We start from the raw sequence: 21314 nt of genomic DNA, 5'->3' as shown, positions 1-21314 counted from the left end.
TATTCGAGAATGCGTAAATTCCTCGCAGCGACAGTTTTCGCTACCAGTGCTTTTGCACTTGGATCAAGCGGTCAGCTCTCAACCGCCCACGCTCAGGAAGATGCGCGTTATGGCGGAACAATCCGCTCGATCATTGTCGAGGGCAACAAGCGCATCGAAGCGCGCACGGTTCAGTCCTATCTGCTTGTGGAACCGGGTGATGCATTTGATCCGGATCGGATCGATCTGTCGCTGAAGACCCTCTTTGCGACGAACCTGTTTGCGGACGTGTCGATTGACCGCCGGGACGACGACCTCGTCGTGCGCGTCGTCGAAAACCCCATCATCAACCGCGTCATTTTTGAGGGCAACCGCGCCTTGAAGGACGACAAGCTGCGCGAAGAGATTCAGGCTTCGCCGCGAGGTGTCTTCACGGCTGCCCGCGTGCAGGCCGACGTGCAGCGCGTGCTCGAAATGTACCGCCGCTCCGGTCGCTTCGCCGCCAAGGTAGAGCCGCAATACAAGCCACTGGAGCAGAACCGCGTCGATCTGATCTTCGAGATCACCGAGGGCCCAGTGACGGGCGTTCGCGCGATCAACTTCATCGGCAACAGGGAATATTCAGACTCCCGCCTGCGGAGTGAGATCGTTACGCGCCAGTCGCGCGCCTGGCGCTTCTTTAGCTCGAACGACAACTACGATTCCGGCCGTCTTGAATATGACCGCGAGCAGCTGCGCGAGTTCTATCAGAACAACGGCTATTACGATTTCCGCGTGACTTCGGCCGTCGCCGAACTGACACCGGACCAGAAGGACTTCTACATCACCTTCACGGTGGACGAAGGGCGCCAGTACGACTTCGGAGAGATCAGGGTCGAAACGGCGCTCGAAAAGCTGAACGGTGAAGTGCTGCAGGCTGTTGTGCCGATCAAGCAGGGCGAGCTGTTCCGAGGCGACATGATTGAGTCGACCATCGACGCCCTGACTTACGCTGCAGGTGTTGCCGGCTATGCCTTCGTCGACATCCGTCCGCAGATCAGTGTCAACGAACAGACAGGCGCGATTGATATTACCTTTGCCATCGATGAAGGTCCGCGCGTCTATATCGACCGGATCAATATCGTCGGGAACACCCAGACGCTTGACCGCGTCATCCGCCGCGAGTTGCGGATCTCCGAGGGCGATGCCTTCAACCGCATCCTGCTGGACCGTTCGCGCAATCGCATCCGCGCGCTCGGCTTCTTCAAGGATGTGGAAGTCGTCGAAACACCGTCGGAAGAGCCGGATCGCACCACAGTCGATATCAAAGTCACGGAGCAGTCGACTGGCGAACTGACGTTTGCAGCAGGCTTCTCGTCTGTCGACTCCTACCTGTTCGATCTGAGTGCATCGCAGCGCAACCTGCGCGGCAGAGGCCAATCCGTCGTCGCCCGTACATCTCTTTCCAGCCGGCAGCAGATCGTCGACATGCGCTTCACTGAGCCGCGCTTCCTCGACCGGAATCTCTCGGCAGGTGTAGATCTGTTTGCGACACGTCAGGACTTTGAAGAGTTCACAGGCTTCACAAGCGAAACGATTGGGGGAGGGCTCCGCGTCGCGTTCCCGCTGACCGATCGGATGCAGCTGGGTCTCAGCTATCGTCTGCAGGCTGACGACGTGAACATCACAGACGTCAACTACATCATTGATGCAAACGGCGCGCTCTTGCGCACCGCAACGCAGATTGCCGGGCAGGATACGCCGGACGATATTTCGGATGACGTCTACCGGCTGCCGCAGCCAGGCGATGCCGGTGCCGGAGAGTTTGTGGTCGATCGTTGCGATCCCGCTTACTTGCTCCGCGACACGATCTGCCGCTCTGAGCGCAACGATATTTCGAGCATCATCGGTTATAATTTCTTTTGGGATCAGACGAACGATCCGATCACGCCAACTCGTGGATTCGATTTCAGGATCAGCCAGGACATTGCCGGCCTCGGGGGCGACGTCCAATACGTGCGCACGGAGACGGGCGCCTCGCTCTATCGCGGCATCTGGCGCGATGTGATCGCAAGCGCAAAATTCTCGGCGGGATATGTGCTGCCGCTCGACAGCGAGCAGGGCGTGCGGATCAACAACCGCTTCTTCCGCGGTGGCAACTCGTTCCGGGGTTTCGATGTTGCAGGTCTCGGGCCGCGCGAAATCGTGCGTGTGTTCGATCCGAATACCGGCGAGGTCGTCAAGACCAGCCGTCTCAACTCCCTTGGCGGCAACATGTATTACCAAGGTACGTTCGAGCTTACGGTGCCCAACTTCCTGCCGGAAGAATACGGTATCAAGAGCGCGTTGTTCGTAGATGTCGGGTCACTTGGCGATCTCGAAGATGTGGACAAGGGCGTGCCGGTGTTTATCAACGACGCATCGCAGCTTGGTTTTCCGGCACTATCCGCAGTCCGTATTCCCAAGGATGGCGCTGGCCTTCGCGCCTCGACCGGTCTCAGCGTGTTCTGGGATTCGCCGTTCGGCCCCATCCGCTTCGACTTCTCGCAGATTCTCCGCAAGGAAGAATATGACCGTACAGAGACATTCCGCTTCTCGACATCAACCAACTTCTGATCTCGATAGCCCCAGAGAGGAAACTCCAATGAAACTCATGAAATCCATTCTCGCCGCGTTCACGCTGGCGTTGGCATCGTTCTTCGTCGCTGCCCCTGTGGCAATGGCGCAAGGTTCGGTGGTCGTCGTCATCGATGAAGGCCGCATCCTTGGCGATAGCAAGGCGGGCAAAGACATGCTCACCAAACTGAAGAATATCGAAAACCAGATCAACGCCGAGCTGAAGCCGACGCGCGATTCCCTTGAAACAGAGCGCCAGGCACTGGCCGGCAAGCTGCAAGGCAAGACGCGGGATGCCGTTGTCGCCGACACTGCGCTGGTGAAGCAGATCGAAGACTTCCAGAAGAAGTCCAACGACTTTGCCCAGAAGCGCAATACCGTCTCCCAGGAATATGCGGCAACCGAACAGAAAGCCTTTTCGGAATTCAACGCGGCTCTGGAGCCGGCCCTGCTCGACGTGATCAAGGCGAAGGGCGCGCAGGTCGTGCTGTCGAAAAGCCAGGCTGTATTTTCTGCGGATTCGGTTGATGTCAGCGCGGATGTTGTGAGCAAGCTCGACTCCAAGACGGCGGCGATCAACGTCGTGCGTCAACGCGCACCGGCTCCGCAGAAGTAAGTCGCAGGATCTGGAGCGGTGGCAGTCGACAGCCGATTTTACGCGCCATTGGGGGCTTTGACGCTGGAATCGGCTGCGGCACTCACCGCTGCACCACTTGAAGGCGATGCTTCGCTCGAAATCTCGGGCGTCGCATCTGCTGATACTGCTGGCGCAGGTGAACTCGCCTTTGTCGAAGGCGACAGCATCGCGCAACTCACACTGAGTCCTCACTTGCAGATGGCTGTCGTGCGCGAGGCTGTGCGTCCACAGATGCCTGCCGGCGTGTCTTGCCTGATCGCAAAGCGACCGAGACACGCGCACAGTCAGATTGCGAGGGCATTGCTGCGGCCGCGGTATCTCGGGCCAGCCGACACGCAAGCCATATCCGCAAGCGCGCGGGTCCATCCGGAAGCGATTGTCGGGCCAGGCGCCGTGATCGGGGCAGGGGCTGCCGTCGGCGAGGGTACCGTCATTGGTCCCAACGCTGTAATCGGGCCAGGCGTTCAGATCGGGCGTCATTGCCATATCGGCGCTGGCGCAAGCCTGAACTGCGCCCTGGTCGGGGATTTCGTCACGTTACTTGCCGGGGCCCGGATCGGAGAAACCGGATTCGGTGTCATCCCCGGTCCAGTCGGCCTTGAGGATGCCCCGCATTTCGGCCGGGTGATCTTGCAGGATCACGTGACGGTAGGCGCGAACACCTGCATCGATCGCGGCGTATTCGCGGACACCATCGTCGGTGAACGTACGAAGATCGATAATCTCTGCCAGATCGCGCACAATGTAGTGCTCGGCCGGTCCGTGATTGTGGCCGCCTTTGGCGGTATATCGGGATCGGTCAAGGTCGGCGATGGCTCGATGCTGGGTGGCCGGGTCGGCATTGCGGATCACGTCAAGGTCGGTGAGGGCGTCAGTCTGGCCGGATCGTCCGGCCTTTTCCGGGATGTCGCAGCCGGCGAAACATGGGGTGGCACGCCCGCCAAGCCGATCCGCGAATGGATGCGTGAAGTGGCCTGGCTCAGCAAGCAGACCCGTCCGAAGAAGAAAGATTGAACAGTGGCGCTGCCGCTGATCCACTGGTAACGAAGCGCCATGACAGTGACCGTCCATCCTTCTGCAGTCGTCGAATCCGGCGCTCAACTTCATGACGGCGTAAGCATTGGCCCGTTCTGCCATGTCGGTCCGAATGTCGAACTGGGCGCGGGCACGCGTCTGATCTCGCACGCCAGCGTCATCGGTAACACGCGCGTCGGAAAGAACTGCGTGCTGCATCCCAACGCCGCCTTGGGCGGCCTGCCCCAGGTGATCGGGATGACCGAGCATCCGGAGTCGCGGCTCGAAGTTGGCGACGGATGCGTGTTCCGGGAGTATGCGACCGCACACACCGGACTTCCCAAAACCGGCGGTCTCACGGTGATGGGCACAAATTGCTACATCATGATCGGCGCGCACGTGGCGCACGACTGCCGCCTCGGCAACAACATCGTGATGGCCAACAACGTTTCGCTCGCTGGTCATATTGAGGTCGGCGACAACGTCTGGTTCGGCGGTCTGTCGGCAGTTCACCAGTTCAGCCGAATTGGCCGCAACGCTTTCATCGGTGGCGGCGCCATCGTCGTAGAAGACGTCATTCCGTTTGGCTCGGTGGTCGGCAACCATGCCAAGTTGGCCGGGCTAAACACGGTCGGCTTGAAGCGGCGCGGATTTACCAAGGCGGACCTGCATGAAATCCGCGCGGCTTACAAAGCGGTGTTTGAAGGTGGCGGCCTGTTCAAGCAACGGCTCGACACTGCGGCAGAGACGTTTGCGGACAAGCCGCTGGCCATGGAGTTGATCAACTTCATTCGCGAGGGCGGCGACCGCCCCATCTGCAAGCCGGGCTGAGCCGATGCCGGAACCCTTAGGCTTGATCGCGGGCTTGGGCGACTTGCCAGTAGCCATCGCTGAAAATGCCGTAGCAACCGGACAGGGTATCCACGTTCTCAGGCTCAAAGGCTTTGAAGAGCCGCGACTGGCATCCTATCCAGGTAGTGTGGTCGGCCTCGGCGAAATTGGCGCCGTGATCACCCGCTTGCGTGCAGCCGGGTGCCGGGACGTTGTGTTTGCCGGCATCGTGAAACGTCCGAACTTTTCGGATCTCAAGCTTGATTTCAAGGGCGCGGCTCTGCTGCCCAAGGTGCTTAGCGAAGCCCGCAAGGGCGATGACGCGCTCCTGCGTGTGCTGGTCAACGAGTTCGAGAAGAATGGCTTCAAGGTCATCGGAAGCGAAAAAGCTCATGCGAGCCTTTTGGCGCCTGCGGGTCTGATTGCCGGCGCTCCACCGTCGGAGGCTTCGCTCGCAGACCTGGAGATCGCGGCGCGCGTTGCAACGGCCAGCGGGGCGCTTGATATCGGGCAGGCCTGCGTGGTTTGCGATGGACTCGTTCTGGCTGTCGAAGCCCAGGAAGGCACCGATGAAATGCTGCGGCGGTGCGCCAACCTGCCTGAGGCAATCCGGGGGCGCGAAGGCGCCCGGCGCGGTGTGCTGGTCAAGCGGCCGAAGCCGTTACAGGAGCGCCGCATCGATCTTCCGACGACGGGCGTTTCGACGGTTGAACTCGCCGCCGCGGCCGGATTGGCTGGGATCGGGATCGAAGCTGGCGGCGCGTTGATGTTGAATCGGCCCGCGATGATCGAGGCAGCCGAGTCACTTGGACTGTTCCTGTACGGATTTGCTCCGGAATTGGGCTCGGCCGTCTGATGTCGATCTACTTCGTAGCCGCCGAAGCATCCGGAGACCTTCTGGCCCGGGAGGTTGCTGAGGCCGTTCTCAAAAAGGCACCCGGAACAGCGCTCGACGGAATTGGTGGCGCTGAGCTTGCATCGCTCGGAATACAGTCTCCGATCGATATTGCGCCATTGTCCGTGCTCGGATTTATCGAAGGCATCAGGGCCTACAGCAACGTCGTCGAACTCGCAGACGTGGCTGCCGATGACATCTGCACGAAGAAACCGAGCGTCGTGGTGCTTGTGGACTCATGGGGCTTCATGCTGCGGGTTGCCCAGCGCGTGCGTGCGCGTGATCCTTCTATCCGGCTTATCAAGCTGATCGGGCCGCAGGTCTGGGCCACGCGGCCTGGCCGGGCCAAAACGCTTGCTGCAACCGTGGACCACCTGCTGTGTATGCATGACATTGAGGTGCCGTTTTACGACCCTTTCGGGCTCAAGGTGACTGTGATCGGCAATCCGGCCCTTGCGCGGGGCGAGAAGGGCGACGGCGCAAGCTTCCGCGCGGCGCATGGGATAGGAGACGCAGCGCCGGTTGTGTTGGTGCTCCCGGGTAGCCGAAGAAGCGAAGTGGCCAGCGTGGCGCCCGTATTGATGGAAGCGGCCCGGGCGATCAAGTCGCGGCGCCCGGACGTGCGCATTGTTGTTCAGCCGGCCTCATCCATCCAACTGGAATTTCGCGCACGTTTTCCTGACGCTGGCGACTGGTCCAACGTGAATACTAATCCGGCCGAGCGCTATGACGCCATGGCGGCTTCCACCCTTGCCTTGGCTTGCTCGGGCACGGTTACGAGTGAGGTGGCGATGCAGGGCACGCCGATGGTTGTCGGCTACAAGACGGGCTGGATCACCTGGGCGCTAGCGCGCGGCCTGCTTTACAAGAAGACGCACATCACCTTGCTCAACATTCTCAACGACGACACGGAAATCGTGCCGGAGTTTGTCCAGACGCGTCTGGACGCTCGTCTGATCGCCGACAAAGCGATGACCTGGATCAATCACCCGGCTGAATTGGCCGCGCAGAAAGCCCGGCAGCAAGCGGCCTTGCGTGCGCTGGTCCGCAACGGAGCGCCCGCCGCAGAAATCGCGGCAGACGCCATCATCGAAGAATTGGGCGGCCTTAGCGGCTCGTGATCGGCGAGTAGTCGCGCTTCGCGGCGCCGGTGTAGATCTGGCGCGGACGACCGATCTTTTGCGTCGGGTCCTCAAGCATCTCGTTGAGCTGTGAAACCCAACCCACCGTGCGGGCGACCGCGAACAGCACCGTGAACATCTTGGTCGGGAAGCCCATCGCTTCGAGAATGATGCCCGAATAGAAATCGACGTTCGGATAGAGCTTCTTCTCGATGAAGTAGTCATCCTGAAGCGCGATACGCTCAAGCTCCATGGCAGTCTTCAGCAGCGGCGAGTCGTGCAGGTCGAGCGCGTCGAGCACTTCGTAGCAGGTTTTCTGCATGACCTTGGCGCGTGGATCGTAGTTCTTGTAGACGCGGTGTCCGAAGCCCATCAGGCGGATGCCGCTGGACTTGTCTTTCGCCATCTTGACGAACTCGGGCACCTTATCGAGAGAGCCGATCTCACGGAGCTGGCGAAGCGCGGCTTCGTTGGCGCCGCCATGGCTCGGTCCCCAGAGGCTTGCCACGCCGGCGGCGATGGCGGCAAACGGGTGTGCGCCGGACGAAGCGACGAGGCGCACAGTCGATGTTGATGCGTTCTGTTCGTGGTCCGCGTGGAGCATGAAGAACCGGTCCATTGCGCGGGAAAGGATCGGGCTGATTTCGTACTCCTCGGCGGTGACCGAGAAACACATGTTGAGGAAGTTCTCCGAGTAGGAAAGCTTGTTCAGCGGATCCACGAACCGCTGGCCGAGATTGTACTTCATGCAGCGGGCCGCAATCGTCGGCATTTTCGCGATAAGCCGGATCGAGCTGATGCGGCGCTCTTCGGGGTCTTCATTGCCCATGGCACCGGGGTAGAAAGCCGCCATGCCGCCCACAGCGCCGGTCAGCATCGCCATCGGGTGGCTGTCACGGCGGAAGCCTTCGAAGAACTTGTCCTGCTGGGTGTGAAGCAGGGTGTGCTGGCGCACTTCCTTCGAGAAGGTGTCGGCCTGAGCCTGGTTCGGCAGTTCGCCATTGAGAAGCAGGTAGCAGAGCTCGAGGTAGTTGGACTTCTCAGCGAGTTGCTCGATCGGATATCCGCGGTGCAACAGAATGCCTTCGTCGCCATCGATAAAGGTGATCTGGCTTTCGCAGCTGCCGGTGGAGGTAAAGCCCGGATCGAGCGTGAAATGGTCCGTTTCGGCGTAGAGCTTTCGGATATCGATGACGTTCGGGCCGTGTGTGCCGGAATAAACTGGTAAGTCTACAGACTTCCCAGCCACTTCAAGCTTCGCCGTTCCCGCGTTCTTTACCTTGTTTTCCATCAGCTCTCTTCCTGTTCGTTCAATTGCCCGTCGCGCCGGAGCCGGCGCGTGTTTGTATCTGATCCCCGATCCGGCCCAGCGTTTCGTCGCGCCCGAGCCAGTCCATTACCGGCGCCAGATCGGGAGCGGGTAAACCGCCCGTCAATGCCGCCCGCAAGGGAGGGCCTATCTGCCCCATAGATAGGCCTGTTGCAGCGCAATATGTCGCGATCGTTTCAGAAATGCTAGCGGTGGACCACTCTGTAAGCTTGCGCAATTCAGGCAAAAATCCCTCCAGACGGGCAATCCCGTCTTCGGACAGGGCTTTTCGAGCGTTTTTGGCGAGCTCAAGGGGGCGAGCAGCTCGCAGGAACCCGAATGCAGCCGCCAGCTCAACGAGAGTCGAACCACGATCCTTCATGAAGGGCAATGCGCGCCGGATTCGTTCCTGGGTCTCGGCGTCCAACTTGCCATCTGCTTCTAGGAAAGGCTGCAGCAGGCCGAACAGCCGCTCATCATCGGCCAAGCGAATGAAGTGGGCATTCACTGTGCCGAGCTTTTCGAGATCCAGGCGGGCCGGTGCCTTGTTGATTCCTCCGAGGTCAAAGAGCTGGATCGCCTCTTCCTCGGTAAAGATCTCCTGATCACCATGGCTCCAGCCAAGGCGCAGAAGATAAGCCTTCAGGCCTTCCGGCAGATAGCCAAGGTCGCGATAGACCGTTGTGGACAGCGCGCCATGGCGCTTCGAGAGCTTTGCGCCGTCATTGCCATGGATCATGGGCAAATGCGCAAACTCCGGCACATCCCATCCCATCGCCCGATAGATCGGGATCTGACGGAATGTATTGCGCAGGTGATCGTCGCCGCGGATCACATGCGTGACGCCCATGTCATGGTCATCCACCACGACGGCCAGCATGTAGGTCGGTGTACCATCGGTGCGCAGCAGAATGAGGTCGTCGATTTCGCTGGCGTGAACCTTCACCGTTCCCTGGACGCCGTCCTCGACAATCTGGTCGTCGCCATCGGGTGCCCGCAAACGCACAACGTAGGGCGCGTCGGCCGAAGGCGGCGAGCCACCATCGCGCCAAGGCGAGCGAAACGGTGCCAGCAAGGCGCCGGCTTCTTCGAGCAGCGAAGCCCGCTCGGCGTCACCAAGTCCCTCAGCGCGCGCGGCGAGACGCTTTTCTTCGCCCAGGTCGCGCCGGGCCTGCAGTTCTTCAGCGCTCACATAACAACGGAAGGCCGTTCCGCGCTCAACCATATCGCAGGCCACGGCCGCATGACGATCAACTTGCGCAGACTGCATCACCGGCGGTTCGTCGGCATCCAGTCCGAGCCAGTTCATCGCATCCAGAATAGCGGCGGTCGCTTCGGGCGTGGACCGCTCACGGTCGGTGTCTTCGATTCTCAACAGGAACCGCCCCGCGAATCTTTTCGCGAACAGGTAGTTGAAAAGTGCGGTGCGTGCCCCTCCAATATGAAGCATCCCCGTAGGGGAGGGGGCGAACCGCGTCACAACGCGCATGATCAGGGCACTCTCCGAAAAGGCAACGCAAGCGCCGCCGACGGGGTGCAGAAACACGAAGGTGACCGCAAGTGCAAGGGGGAGGGGGCGCGCGATCCGGGTTGCTCAGGGTCTTGGATGCTCTCATGGGGATCGAAGGGCGCGCGCTTGCCTCGGCGTTCGCAATCTGCGGCGGCGCAGCGCTCTATGTTCGCTGTCATACGAACCGGATTTCCTGCTGATTGCGGGGGCTTCGGCCGCATTGCTTGTTTTGAGGGTGGCGCTCTGCGATGTTGGACGTCCGACATTGCCAGTACGCTCGTTCGGGGCACGTTCGGCATCTCGCTCGGCTTAGCAGCCGCGCGTCTTCGTATGCGCCTTGTCAGTGCGCCTGTGATCGCCTTAGAAGCCGGACCGGTCATGCTGGAGGATTGGGTCCAGAAGACCGAGCCTGGCAATCGCGGCGCACGCCTGCTTTTGCGGGCCCACTCTACAGCAGGCCGTGCGACCGGGTCCTGGCCGCAATTCGTCCGGATTACGAATACCAGACGATTTGAACTCGCGCCCGGGAAGTTTGTCCGTTGCTGGTCCGTTTCACGCCCACCGCCGAGCCCCGCAATGCCGGTTCGTCTCAGTCGTACTTGCGCACCAGCGACACAAGGCGACCCTGAACCTCAACCCGATCGGGTCCGAAAATCCGGGTCTCATAGGCTGGGTTAGCTGCCTCAAGCGCCACAGAGGCTCCTTTGCGCCGCAGACGCTTCAACGTCGCTTCTTCGCCGTCGATAAGCGCCACAACAATATCGCCGGTCTGGGCGCTGTTTGTGCGTTTCAGGACCACTATGTCACCATTCAGGATGCCGGCCTGGATCATCGAGTCGCCCTGGACTTCCAGCGCAAAATAGTCGTCGCCATCCGACACTTCGGTCGGCGCCGGCACGTGGCCGTTGTCCTGCTGGATAGCGGAAATCGGTGAGCCCGCAGCAATGCGACCAACGAGCGGGATCATGCCGGGTCTGTAGCTTTCGGTGACCTGGTTTGCGACCAGGGCTGGCTTGAAATCCCGTCTCTGGCGTGCTGCCGGAAGCGGCGCAGCGGAGTCGGGCAGTTTCAGCACTTCGAGTGCCCGGGCCCGGTTCGCGAGCCGGCGGATGAAGCCGCGCTCCTCAAGTGCAGTGATCAGGCGGTGGATCCCAGACTTCGAAGCGAGGTCGAGCGCTTCCTTCATTTCATCAAAAGAGGGCGACACCCCTGTTTCCAGGATCCTGTCGTTGATGAAGAGAAGCAGTTCTTTCTGCTTACTTGTGAGCATGGCGGGGCCTTCCCAGTGATTCTATGTTCACTTGTGTTCTATGTGTGTTCTCGTTTCGGGTCAACCGTTTGCGGGTGCCGGAGAGCCATTTCCGTCCGATTCCAGCCTAATTGGCCGTCCGAAGAGCCTCCGTGAACGCCGTTCGGTCCGGACGTTTCATCAGACTTTCGCCGATCAGGAACCGGCGAAGACCGAATGAGCGCAGCCGGATGATGTGCTCAGGATCGGAAATTCCGCTTTCGGAAACGATCTGCCGGTCACCCGGTACCAGAGGCGAAAGCCGCTCGCTTGTGCCGAGGTCGGTTACCATTCGCTTCAGGTCGCGATTGTTCACGCCGATAAGCGGGAAGGATAGGCGCAACGCACGCTCGATTTCCGGTTCGTCGTGCGTTTCGACGAGGACATCCATACCGAGGTCCGTTGCGGTCTGCCCCAGATCGCGCGCGCAAGCGTCATCGACGGCGCTGAGGATGATCAGGATGCAGTCGGCCCCATGCGCACGCGACTCGATGATCTGATAAGGATCAATCATGAAGTCCTTGCGCAGCATCGGTAGCTGGACAGAATTTCGTATGTCTTCGAAGTCTGACAGCGAACCACCGAAACTGGGCCCGTCGGTCAAAACCGAAAGGCAGGCTGCACCGCCTTTCTCGTAATCGCGCGCGATTTCGCTGGCGACCGCACCCGGAAGAATGTCGCCTGCGCTGGGTGACTTGCGCTTGATTTCACAGATCAGAGCGTTTTCGCCGGAGGCGGCCACCGCATCGAGCCCGGCACAGAACCCGCGCGTTGAAGCTTGCGCCTTGGCGTCCGCCAGAAGGTCTGACACCGAACGCTGCGCCTTGAGCGCGCGGACTTCGTCTGACTTGTAGGCCAGGATGCGGTCGAGAGCGGTCGTCATTTCGCGGGCACCTCGTTCGAGGCGTCCCGGAGTGTTTGCAGGGTCGCTCGGGCCTTGCCGGAGTCGATGGCAGCAGCTGCCATCACGGCGCCTTGCTTGAGGTCTTCTGCGCGGCCCAGCACATGCAGGCCAGCTGCTGCGTTGAGCAGCACCATGTCCCGGAAGGGCCCTTGATGGCCGTCAAACAGGTCGAGGATGGCTTGCGCATTGCCTTGCACATCGACGCCTTCGATCATCGAGAGCGGATGGCTGGGCAAGCCGGCTTCGCCGGGTTCGATCACGAACTCATGAAGTCCCGCCGGTGTCACCTCGCAGATCCTCGTGGTGCCCGAAATCGAGATTTCGTCGATGCCGTCAATCCCGTGCACGACCCAGGACTTCGCTGTTCCCAATGCATGCAGCGCTTCAGCCATCGGGCGCACCCAGTGCGGGGAAAAAACGCCCAACACCTGATGCTGCGCGCCTGCAGGGTTGGTCAGAGGGCCGAGCAGGTTGAAGATCGTCCGGATACCGAGCTTCGTGCGGATCGGCGCAACATGGCGCATTGCGCTGTGGTGGGTACGCGCAAACATGAAACCGACCCCCGCGCGCGTAAGGCAATCCTGCAGAGTGCGTTCGTCGATTTCCAGGTTGACCCCCAGAGCTTCTAGAACATCAGCCGATCCTGACTTGGGCGGAACGGAGCGGTTGCCGTGCTTGGCGACACGTCCGCCAGCCGCTGCGATCACCAGTGCGCTAGCGGTCGATGTGTTGAGGCTCTTCCAGGGCAGACCGCCGGTTCCGCACGTATCGAGCAAAGGACCTTCGATGCTCACTCGGCGGGCGTGGCGGCGCATGATGCGGGCCCCTGCGACGAGCTCGCTAGACGTCTCTCCCCGCACAGCGAGGCCCATCAGAAAGGCGCCCGTTTCTTCGGGCGCGGCTTCGCCGGTTAACAAGGCATCGAAAGCCTGCTCAAGCAGTTCGTCCTGCAGCGGCTCGCCCCTGGCAATGGCCTTCAGTGTGGTTGAAAGTGGTCCTTCTGTCATTTCGGTATCTGCGACAGGAAGTTCTTGAGCAGGGCGTGGCCGTGCTCGGTCAGGATGCTCTCCGGATGAAATTGAACGCCAAAAATGGGGCGCGAGCGATGGTGCAACGCCATGATCTCTCCATCCTCCGTGTACGCATCGGCCATAAGGTCAACCGGCAGCGACGAAGCTTGAACGGCGAGGGAGTGATAGCGGACAACGCCGTACTCCGATGGCAATCCTTGAAACAGAACGCCGCCTTCGTGGCGGATCCGCGAAAGTTTTCCATGCCGGATCTCGCGGGCGCCCACGACTTCGCCGCCGAACGCCTGGCCAATGGCCTGATGGCCAAGGCAAACGCCAAGAATAGGCATGTCGTCCGGCGCGCCGCGGATCAAATCGAGGCAGATTCCAGCTTCGTTCGGCGTGCAAGGCCCCGGCGAAAGAAGAATGGCGTCCGGCTTAAGTGCTAGTGCTTCGGCGACGGTCAACTCGTCATTGCGGATGACATGCGTGCGGCTTCCAAGTTCCTCGAGATAGTGCACGAGGTTCCAGGTGAAGCTGTCATAGTTGTCCACGACGAGGATCATTGGTCGAACTCATAAGCCGCCGACAGCTCAGCCGCGCGGCGCAATGCACCCGACTTGTGGACTGTCTCGTCATATTCGTACTGCGGAACGGAATCGAGCACCACGCCGCCACCGGCCTGGATGTGCAGCTGTCCATCCTTGATCACGGCTGTGCGCAGCGCGATGCAGGTGTCGAGATCGCCATTCCAGCCGAAATAGCCGACTGCGCCGCCATAGATGCCGCGGCGCGAGGTTTCCATCTCATTGATGATCTGCATAGCACGGATCTTCGGCGCGCCGGAAACTGTACCTGCCGGGAACCCGGCGAGCAGCGCATCGACGGCATCCAGGCCTTCGCGCAGATCGCCCTCCACATGGCTGACGATATGCATGACGTGGCTATAGCGCTCCACGACAAAGCTCTCCGTGACGGTTACGCTGCCATAGGCGGCAACGCGTCCAACATCGTTGCGGCCGAGGTCCAGCAGCATCAGGTGTTCAGCGCGTTCCTTAGGGTCGCCGAGCAGGTCTTCGGCCCGACGCGCGTCTTCTTCGACATCGCCGCTGCGCGGCCGTGTGCCGGCAATCGGCCGGATGGCGACGCGGCCGTCGCGCACGCGCACAAGAATTTCGGGGCTGGAGCCGACGAGACAGACTTCGCCGAGATTCATATGGAACATGAAGGCCGACGGATTGAGCCGGCGCAGGGCGCGATAGAAGCTGATCGGCTTGCGTTTGAATGGCGTCGAGAAGCGTTGGCTGGGAACAACCTGGAATATGTCGCCCGCCTTGATGTAATCCCGGCAATGTTCAACGATCTCGAAATAGCGCTGCTTGCTGGTGTCCGACGTTAATTCCACTGGTTCCGCCGCGCTGTCCTTTGGCGGTATCGAGGCAAGGCGCTCCAGACGTGTCTCCACCTCGTCCAGCAATCGATCGACCTGCTCAAGGTCGTCGTTTTCCTGACGGCCGACGATCAGGAGTTCCTGATACAGATGATCGAAAATCACGACCACGCGCGGGACGATCAGTATCGTCTCCGGCACGCCCAACACATCTGGTTTGGTGATGACGACCGGTTCAACATACTGGATCATGTCATAGCCGATATAGCCGAACGCGCCGGATGCCATCGGCGGCATGCCGTCGGGGGCTTCGGCGCGCGCGGCATTCACAAACTGGCGGAGGGCTTCGATAGGAGTGCCAGGCTCAGGCTTGGCGTCCGCGAAGTCCGCCGACGCGCTGGTCTCTGCGATACCGTTCTTGATGCGGAACCACCGTCCCGGCTCGATGCCGATGAAGGAATAGCGGCCTAGCCGCTCGCCGCCTGCAATGGACTCGAACAGGAAACTTCCGGGCAATTCTGCGCCGAGTTTGAGCATCGCGCCGACGGGTGTTTCGATGTCTCCAATCCGGCGCCGGACGATCAGACGCGCGGTCATTGTATCTCCGAAATCGACCGTTTGTAAGCCGCAAGTGCCGCCTGGTTGGTGCGCAGCTTCATCGCTGTGGCGATCTCGCCCTGCAAGGCCTGCACGAGGTCTTGACCGAGCGTGTTCGACATCGCTGCTGAAAGTTCGGCGCCGATTCCTGCCATCGCGGATTCGCTTGGCGGCTCGATGCTGTCGACCTTCAGGATCACGTACAACCCGGTGGTGCCCGTGGGCAGGTTCACGACCTTGCCGAGCTGCGTGCTGAACATCGCCTGCAGGATCGGACCCGGAATGCCAGCCTGGCTTGCGTTCGAGCGCGTGACCGGCTGCGGAAGGGTCTCGACATTGGTGTCGGCCTTGGCGGCTGCCGCGTCGAAACTCTCGGTGCCGGCAGAAATGCGGTCGATCAGATCGGTGACCGCCGCTTGGGCGGCAGAGCTTTTGCGTTCGGAAAGCAGCAGCGCGCGGACACCTGTCTCAATTTCCTCGAACGCCGGGGTCGAAGCGGGCACGATGTTGCGGGTCGCCGCAACGAAGATGGCCGTCGGCGTATCGAACCGGCTCGTCAATTCGCCAGCCTTCAGTCTGAAGGCTTGTGCGAGCGCGTCCTTGGCTTCGTTGAGCATGCCGAACTGCCGACCGGTCTTGGTCATGCCGGTGGCATCGACTTCGGCGAAACTCATCACCGGAACCTTCAGTTCGCTGGCGATCTGGCCGAGGTCGTAACCTGCTGCCAGGGCTTGATCGAGCGCTTCCATCTTCTCGGAGAAAAGGAGTTGCGCGCGCTCACGGGCCAATTCGTCGTGAATGATATCTGAAACTTCTTCGAGCGGTTTCACGGCGCCAGGCTGAACCGAAATCAGACGGGCGACGACCCACTGGCCGTTGACTTCGCGTGGGCCGAACATGGCGCCGCTCTGCTTGCCGGCTCCGAACATCGCATCGCGGAGCGCTTCGTCAGAGACTTCAGCGGCGCGGCTTGTTTTAAGTGTGTTTGAAACCGCCCCCGTGACGGCAGTCGGATCTCCGCCGCCGGCAAGTACGCCAAACGCTGCTCGGGCCGCATCGCGGTTATCGAATGCCAGTTCCGCATATGTGCGCTGGTCCGGATCTGAGAAACGTTCTGATTTTGTTGCTTCGTAGATCGTTGCAACTTCCTGATCGGTTACAACGACTTCGCCGATGAAGTCCTCTGCCGACATGAGGAGCAGGTCTATCCCGCGGCGCTCAGGCTGCTTCAGGTCATCCAGATGGGTGTCATAATATGCCCGGACTTCTTCAGTCGTCGGCGTGTTGTCCGGCGCGCCTTTGAGCGCATCGAAGAAAAACCATGAAACGTTGCGGGATTCGCCGAAGTACAGAATCTGCAAGTCGCTCAGCACCTTGGGGGCTGACACCGCTGCGGTCGCCGCCGATTGCATGGTCTGGATTGTCAGGTCGTCGCTGATCTGTTCCTCGAACTCGTGCAACGTGTAGCCGAGTTGCTGCAGGCGCTGGCGCAGGAGCGTGGGATCCAGCTCACCGGTCAGCGGGTTTTGAAAAGCCTCGATCGACTTGGTCTGTTGCAGAACGGCTTCGGTGCTGGGTGACACGCCAAGGCTGGCGCCATAGCCGAGCACTGTAATGCGGGCCGATTCCGACGCGTAGATTTGGTCAATCAGCCCGTTCGTCAGCGCTTCGGTCTTCGTGACCGGCTGTTCGGACGTCTGGTTCATGTTTCGAAGCACGGTCTCGACCCGGCGATCCAGATCGGCAAAATCGAAACCGCGCGTACCAGCCTGCGCGATGTTGGAGCCCAGACCGCCACGGATGACGTTGAACACCTGATCGACGCCGAAAAAGGCCATGCCAACGATGACAACCATAAGCACGATTTTGCCGAAGACCGAATTGGTCAATCGTTTCATAAAGGCAATCATGGTCAGCGGCTCTTTTGGATAGGGTTTGCCGGTTGGCTCACAGCTTGCTAGGCGACCATCCGGTCACTTGCAAGACAGGGAACGCGGCATGAACCGGAAGCTTATCGCGGGAAACTGGAAGATGAACGGCCTTCGCGCCGACCTCCAAACGGTGCGTGATGTCGCCGCCGCCATCAACAAAACGGCAACTGCGCCGGACGTGCTTCTGTGTGTGCCGGCAACGCTGCTGGCCCAGGCGGCTGTTGCCGCAGAAGGTTCAGCGTTGAAAATCGGTGGCCAGACGTGCCATTTGCAGGTCAAAGGGGCTTATACGGGCGATATTTCGGCTCAAATGCTACAGGAAGCAGGGGCAACCCACGTCATCGTGGGCCACTCCGAGCGGCGAACCTTGCACGGTGAGACCGACGAAATTGTCGCAGCCCAGGCGCTCAGCGCAATCAATTCTGGGCTGACACCCATCATCTGTATCGGCGAAACGCTCGATGAGCGGACCTCGGGCGAGACCCTGAAGGTCATCGAAAAGCAGCTTGGCGGGTCTCTCAGCGGCCTGACGGACGCTGCGGCCTTTGTTCTGGCCTATGAGCCGCTGTGGGCGATCGGGACCGGAAAGGTCGCCACGCCGGACCAGATTGCCGAAGTTCACGATTTTGTCCGCCGGTTCCTCATGGGCCGCTACGGGCAAGCCGGCGATGCCGTCCGGATCCTCTATGGCGGCAGCCTGAACCCCGGAAATGCAGCCGAAATCCTGCCCATTTCCAATGTGGACGGCGGCCTCATCGGCGGCGCAAGCTTGAAGGCAGCGGACTTTCTCTCCATCTGTATGACGGCGTGCGCTCTGACAGAGTGAGACGACCGGCTTGGCGAAAGCCCCTAACAGGGATAAGCGAGCGCGAAATCCTGAAATAGCCGGGTCCTGATCCATGCAGAACGTCATCCTCGTCATCCATATTCTTGCCTGTCTGGCCATGATCGGCCTCGTGCTGGTCCAGAAATCGGAAGGTGGCGGGCTCGGAATCGGCGGTGGCGGCGCAAATTCGCTCATGTCCGGCCGCGGCGCAGCCGGGGCCATCGTGCGGACCACGATCATCATCGGCGGTATCTTTTTCGCGACCAGCCTCGCGCTGACCTCGATTGCGAACCGGAACAGCGACAACCGTTCCGGCATCGAAAAGGCCTTGGAAGAGACGGCGCCCGCCGGCGCCTCGGGCGATCCGGTCGATCTGTTCGACCCGTCTGTCTCGCTCGTCGAAAGCGATCCGGCCCCCGCTTCAACCTCCGACACCCCCGTTGTAACGGCCCCGCAGGCTGACGCGACGGCCGTGGAAGTTCCGCTGCCCCCAACGCCCGAAACGGCGCCTGAAACCGCCCCCACCGAGACAAATCCCCAGTAAATTTGGCCAGTCTCGCTTTCGCGGGCAGCCGCCAACGCGAATCGTTGCAAGAGTGTGATCCCATGATCCGCTATATTTTCATTACGGGCGGCGTGGTGTCTTCCTTGGGCAAAGGCATCGCCTCGGCAGCGCTGGGCGCCTTGTTGCAGTCACGCGGCTACGGCGTGCGGTTGCGTAAGCTCGACCCCTATCTGAACGTCGATCCCGGGACGATGAGCCCGCGCCAGCATGGCGAAGTTTACGTGACAGATGACGGCGCCGAGACCGACCTTGACCTCGGCCACTATGAACGCTTCACGGGCGTTTCCGCGCGCCAGTCGGACAATATCACAACCGGGCGGATCTACAGCCGCATCATAGAGAAAGAGCGCCGCGGCGATTATCTCGGCGCCACAATTCAGGTCATTCCGCACGTCACCAATGAAATCAAGGAATTCGTCCTCTCCGATCCGGGGGAGGGCGTAGATTTCGTGCTTTGCGAAATTGGTGGCACGGTCGGCGATATCGAAGGCCTGCCCTTCTTCGAGGCCATCCGCCAGCTCGGTCAGGAGCTGGGGCCGGAACGCACCTGCTTCATCCACCTGACGCTGCTGCCGTACATTCCGGCCGCCGGCGAGATGAAGACCAAGCCGACGCAGCACTCTGTGAAGGAGCTGCGCTCGATCGGCATCCAGCCGCAGATCCTGCTTTGTCGCTGCGACCGGCCGATTCCCGAGAACGAGAAAGGCAAGATCGCCAGCTTCTGCAACGTTCGTCCGTCGAGCGTGATTGAAGCCCGTGACGTGCGCCACATCTATGATGTCCCAGGCGCCTACCACGCGGAAGGCCTCGACAAGGAAGTCCTTCGCCATTTCGCGATCAATGATGCTCCGGCGCCAGACCTGTCCGGCTGGCAGCGGATTGCGCACACCATCCACAATCCGGACGGTGAAGTCTGCATCGGCCTGGTGGGCAAGTACACGGACGTGCCCGACGCCTACAAGTCTGTCGCCGAAGCACTCAGCCATGGCGGCGTGGCCAACAATGTCAAAGTGACGGTCCGCCTGATCAATTCCGAAGAATTCGACGATGACGCACGGCCGCTCGACATCCTCGAAGGCGTGCACGGTATCATTCTGCCGGGCGGCTTCGGCGAGCGCGGTGCGCACGGAAAGATCCGCGCCTCACGCTTTGCGCGCGAACGCCGTGTGCCCTGTTTCGGCATCTGCTATGGCATGCAGATGTCGGTCATCGAAGTGGCGCGCAACCTGGCCGGTTTCGCCGACGCGAACACGACCGAGAATGACCGCAATACCAAACATCCTCTTGTCGGCCTCATGGAAGAGTGGACCAAGGGCAACGAGAAGGTCACGCGCGACGAGAACACCGACAAGGGCGGCACGATGCGCTTGGGCGCCTATCCGGCGCGCCTCAAGAACGGCAGCCGCGTAGCCGAGGTGTATGGTGCAAACGAGATTTCGGAGCGCCACCGCCACCGGTACGAAGTGAACGCATCCTATATTCCGGAGCTCGAGAAACACGGCGTGGTGTTCTCAGGCCTGTCTCCTGACGGAACCCTGCCGGAAATATTTGAAATCCCCGAACATCCCTGGTTCATCGGCGTGCAGTTCCATCCGGAACTGAAGTCGCGTCCGTTCGAGCCGCATCCGTTGTTTGCGAGCTTTATCGCAGCAGCGGTGAAGCAATCGCGGCTCGTCTAGCCCGCGTCAGGGACGTGTGAGCTGGAACTGGCCGACATTGATGCGGCCATCGCTGAAGCCCGCTTCGCAATAGCTCAGGTAAAAGTTCCACAGCCGGCGGAACTGTTCGTCGAACCCGAGTTCGCGGATATCGTCCCAGCGACCATTGAACGCCCGCGACCACTCGCGGCACGTCCGGGCATAATCCTGACCGAAATATGCGACACCATCATGGCGAAGGCCGGCCGCGCCGAGCTGTTCCTTCAGGACCTTTTCGCTGATCAGCATCCCACCCGGAAAGATGTGCTGCTGAATGAAGTCCACACGCTTGCGATAGCTCGGAAAGAGATCGTCATCGATGGTGATGATCTGCAGCGCTGCGCGGGCGCCTTGCTTGAGGGAGGAAAACACTTTCGCAAAATAGCTCGGCCAGTATGGCTCGCCGACAGCTTCAAACATCTCGATGGACGCCACGCCGTCATATTCGCCAACATGGTCGCGGTAGTCTTCAAGGCGGATATCGACGCGGTCGCTCAGCCCATTCCGGCGCATGCGCTCCTCCGCATAGGCTTTCTGGGCTGGCGAGATCGTGAGGCAGGTCACGCGGCTCCCGCGGTTCTTGGCGGCAAATTCGGCAAAGCCGCCCCAGCCGCAACCGATCTCTAGGATGTGGGAGTCGGGTCCGGCCTGAATGCGATCACAGATTTCGCTGTACTTGTGCGTCTGGCCTTGTTCGAGCGACTGGTTTGGATTCTGGAAATAAGCAGACGAGTACGTCATGCTCGGATCCAGCCATTTTTCATAGAACGCATTTCCGAGATCGTAATGCGCCATGATGTTTTTCCTGGCGCCGGATTTCGAATTCCGCCGGCTGAAGACATGCCGAAGCATGTTCATGGAACGGACGAATATGTTGCCCTTCGAAAGCCGAGCGGCGGAATCGAAGTTGGCTGAGAAGAAGCGCAGCACTGCTGTCAGATCCGGCGTGGACCAATCTCCATCCATGTAGGATTCTGCAAAAGCGACATCGCCGCCCGCCAGTGCGCGATTAACGAAGCGGAAGTTGTGCACGTAGATCGTCGCTTCGGGTCCTTCCTCCTCATTCCTGAATTGCAAATGGGTGCCGTTTGGCAGAACGAATGTCAGCGCGCCAATTCTGGTGCGGAGCAAGACCATTGCAGCCAGACGAAAGCTTGCAGGCGCAGACTTGAGGCTGCGGATGGTCTGCGGGGCGGCAAGGATAACTGAACTCAT

The 21314-nt window shown here is 60.6% G+C and carries 18 protein-coding genes; 9 read left to right on the top strand and 9 right to left on the bottom strand.

Features of this window, described 5'->3' with window-relative positions; genetic code table 11:
• Positions 1-9 precede the first annotated feature (9 nt).
• From bamA to GC148_RS11245, 6 genes are read left to right on the top strand one after another with little or no spacing between them, the layout of a single operon-like run.
• The gene (gene bamA / locus GC148_RS11270; protein ID WP_291070855.1) at positions 10-2574 is read left to right on the top strand and encodes an outer membrane protein assembly factor BamA; all 2565 of its coding nucleotides are present in this window, start codon (positions 10-12) and stop codon (positions 2572-2574) included.
• A 28-nt stretch (positions 2575-2602) separates the two neighbouring features.
• Positions 2603-3190: an OmpH family outer membrane protein gene (locus tag GC148_RS11265; RefSeq protein WP_291070854.1), complete on the top strand. Its 588-nt coding sequence runs from the start codon at positions 2603-2605 to the stop codon at positions 3188-3190.
• A gap of 18 nt (positions 3191-3208) precedes the next feature.
• The gene (lpxD, locus tag GC148_RS11260; protein WP_291070853.1) at positions 3209-4225 is read left to right on the top strand and encodes a UDP-3-O-(3-hydroxymyristoyl)glucosamine N-acyltransferase; all 1017 of its coding nucleotides are present in this window, start codon (positions 3209-3211) and stop codon (positions 4223-4225) included.
• Between the two features lie 39 nt (positions 4226-4264).
• Positions 4265-5056, top strand: a complete 792-nt coding sequence (gene lpxA, locus GC148_RS11255; protein ID WP_291070852.1) for an acyl-ACP--UDP-N-acetylglucosamine O-acyltransferase — start codon at positions 4265-4267, stop codon at positions 5054-5056.
• Positions 5057-5060: 4 nt separating this feature from the next.
• Complete coding sequence (lpxI, locus tag GC148_RS11250; protein WP_291070851.1) at positions 5061-5912, top strand: UDP-2,3-diacylglucosamine diphosphatase LpxI; 852 nt, start codon at positions 5061-5063, stop codon at positions 5910-5912.
• On the top strand, positions 5912-7072 hold the full coding sequence (locus tag GC148_RS11245; protein WP_291070850.1) for a lipid-A-disaccharide synthase: 1161 nt from the start codon (positions 5912-5914) through the stop codon (positions 7070-7072). The genes lpxI and GC148_RS11245 overlap by 1 nt, the downstream gene beginning before the upstream one ends.
• On the opposite strand, the gene gltA is transcribed toward GC148_RS11245, so the two are convergent.
• The 8 genes from gltA to GC148_RS11205 all read right to left on the bottom strand — a co-directional run bounded on the left by gltA (position 7059) and on the right by GC148_RS11205 (position 16978).
• The gene (gltA, locus tag GC148_RS11240; protein WP_291070849.1) at positions 7059-8363 is read right to left on the bottom strand and encodes a citrate synthase; all 1305 of its coding nucleotides are present in this window, start codon (positions 8361-8363) and stop codon (positions 7059-7061) included. The genes GC148_RS11245 and gltA overlap by 14 nt on opposite strands.
• A 19-nt stretch (positions 8364-8382) precedes the next feature.
• Positions 8383-9870, bottom strand: a complete 1488-nt coding sequence (gltX, locus tag GC148_RS11235) for a glutamate--tRNA ligase (protein WP_291070848.1) — start codon at positions 9868-9870, stop codon at positions 8383-8385.
• A gap of 610 nt (positions 9871-10480) precedes the next feature.
• A complete protein-coding gene (lexA, locus tag GC148_RS11230; protein ID WP_291070847.1) occupies positions 10481-11161 on the bottom strand; it encodes a transcriptional repressor LexA in 681 nt (226 codons plus the stop codon).
• A 106-nt stretch (positions 11162-11267) separates the two neighbouring features.
• Complete coding sequence (trpC, locus tag GC148_RS11225; protein ID WP_291070846.1) at positions 11268-12062, bottom strand: indole-3-glycerol phosphate synthase TrpC; 795 nt, start codon at positions 12060-12062, stop codon at positions 11268-11270.
• Complete coding sequence (gene trpD, locus GC148_RS11220; RefSeq protein WP_291070845.1) at positions 12059-13090, bottom strand: anthranilate phosphoribosyltransferase; 1032 nt, start codon at positions 13088-13090, stop codon at positions 12059-12061. The genes trpC and trpD overlap by 4 nt, the downstream gene beginning before the upstream one ends.
• The gene (locus tag GC148_RS11215; protein WP_291070844.1) at positions 13087-13659 is read right to left on the bottom strand and encodes an aminodeoxychorismate/anthranilate synthase component II; all 573 of its coding nucleotides are present in this window, start codon (positions 13657-13659) and stop codon (positions 13087-13089) included. Before GC148_RS11215 ends, trpD begins: the two co-directional genes overlap by 4 nt.
• On the bottom strand, positions 13656-15080 hold the full coding sequence (gene trpE, locus GC148_RS11210; protein WP_291070843.1) for an anthranilate synthase component I: 1425 nt from the start codon (positions 15078-15080) through the stop codon (positions 13656-13658). Before trpE ends, GC148_RS11215 begins: the two co-directional genes overlap by 4 nt.
• Positions 15077-16978, bottom strand: coding sequence for a peptidylprolyl isomerase (locus GC148_RS11205; protein ID WP_291070842.1), 1902 nt, complete (start codon positions 16976-16978; stop codon positions 15077-15079). The genes trpE and GC148_RS11205 overlap by 4 nt, the downstream gene beginning before the upstream one ends.
• 100 nt (positions 16979-17078) lie before the next feature.
• On the opposite strand from GC148_RS11205, the gene tpiA reads away from it, so the two are divergent.
• The 3 genes from tpiA (at position 17079) to GC148_RS11190 (ending at position 20081) form a co-directional block, all read left to right on the top strand.
• Entirely contained in the window at positions 17079-17837 is a 759-nt protein-coding gene (gene tpiA / locus GC148_RS11200) for a triose-phosphate isomerase (RefSeq protein WP_291070841.1), read from the top strand.
• A gap of 73 nt (positions 17838-17910) precedes the next feature.
• Positions 17911-18381: a preprotein translocase subunit SecG gene (secG, locus tag GC148_RS11195; protein ID WP_291070840.1), complete on the top strand. Its 471-nt coding sequence runs from the start codon at positions 17911-17913 to the stop codon at positions 18379-18381.
• 62 nt (positions 18382-18443) lie between these two features.
• Positions 18444-20081 carry a CTP synthase gene (locus GC148_RS11190; RefSeq protein ID WP_291070839.1) on the top strand — a complete coding sequence of 546 codons (1638 nt, stop codon included), beginning with the start codon at positions 18444-18446 and terminating at the stop codon, positions 20079-20081.
• A 6-nt stretch (positions 20082-20087) separates the two neighbouring features.
• Here GC148_RS11190 and GC148_RS11185 read toward each other — a convergent pair whose 3' ends face one another.
• Positions 20088-21314 (bottom strand): cyclopropane-fatty-acyl-phospholipid synthase family protein, encoded by a 1227-nt coding sequence (locus tag GC148_RS11185; protein WP_291070838.1) that lies wholly within the window; start codon positions 21312-21314, stop codon positions 20088-20090.

The organism is Hyphomonas sp. (genome assembly GCF_016125515.1).
Classification (GTDB): domain Bacteria; phylum Pseudomonadota; class Alphaproteobacteria; order Caulobacterales; family Hyphomonadaceae; genus Hyphomonas.
Note: the sequence above shows the minus strand (reverse complement) of the source record. Positions and strands in the feature narration are given on the sequence as shown.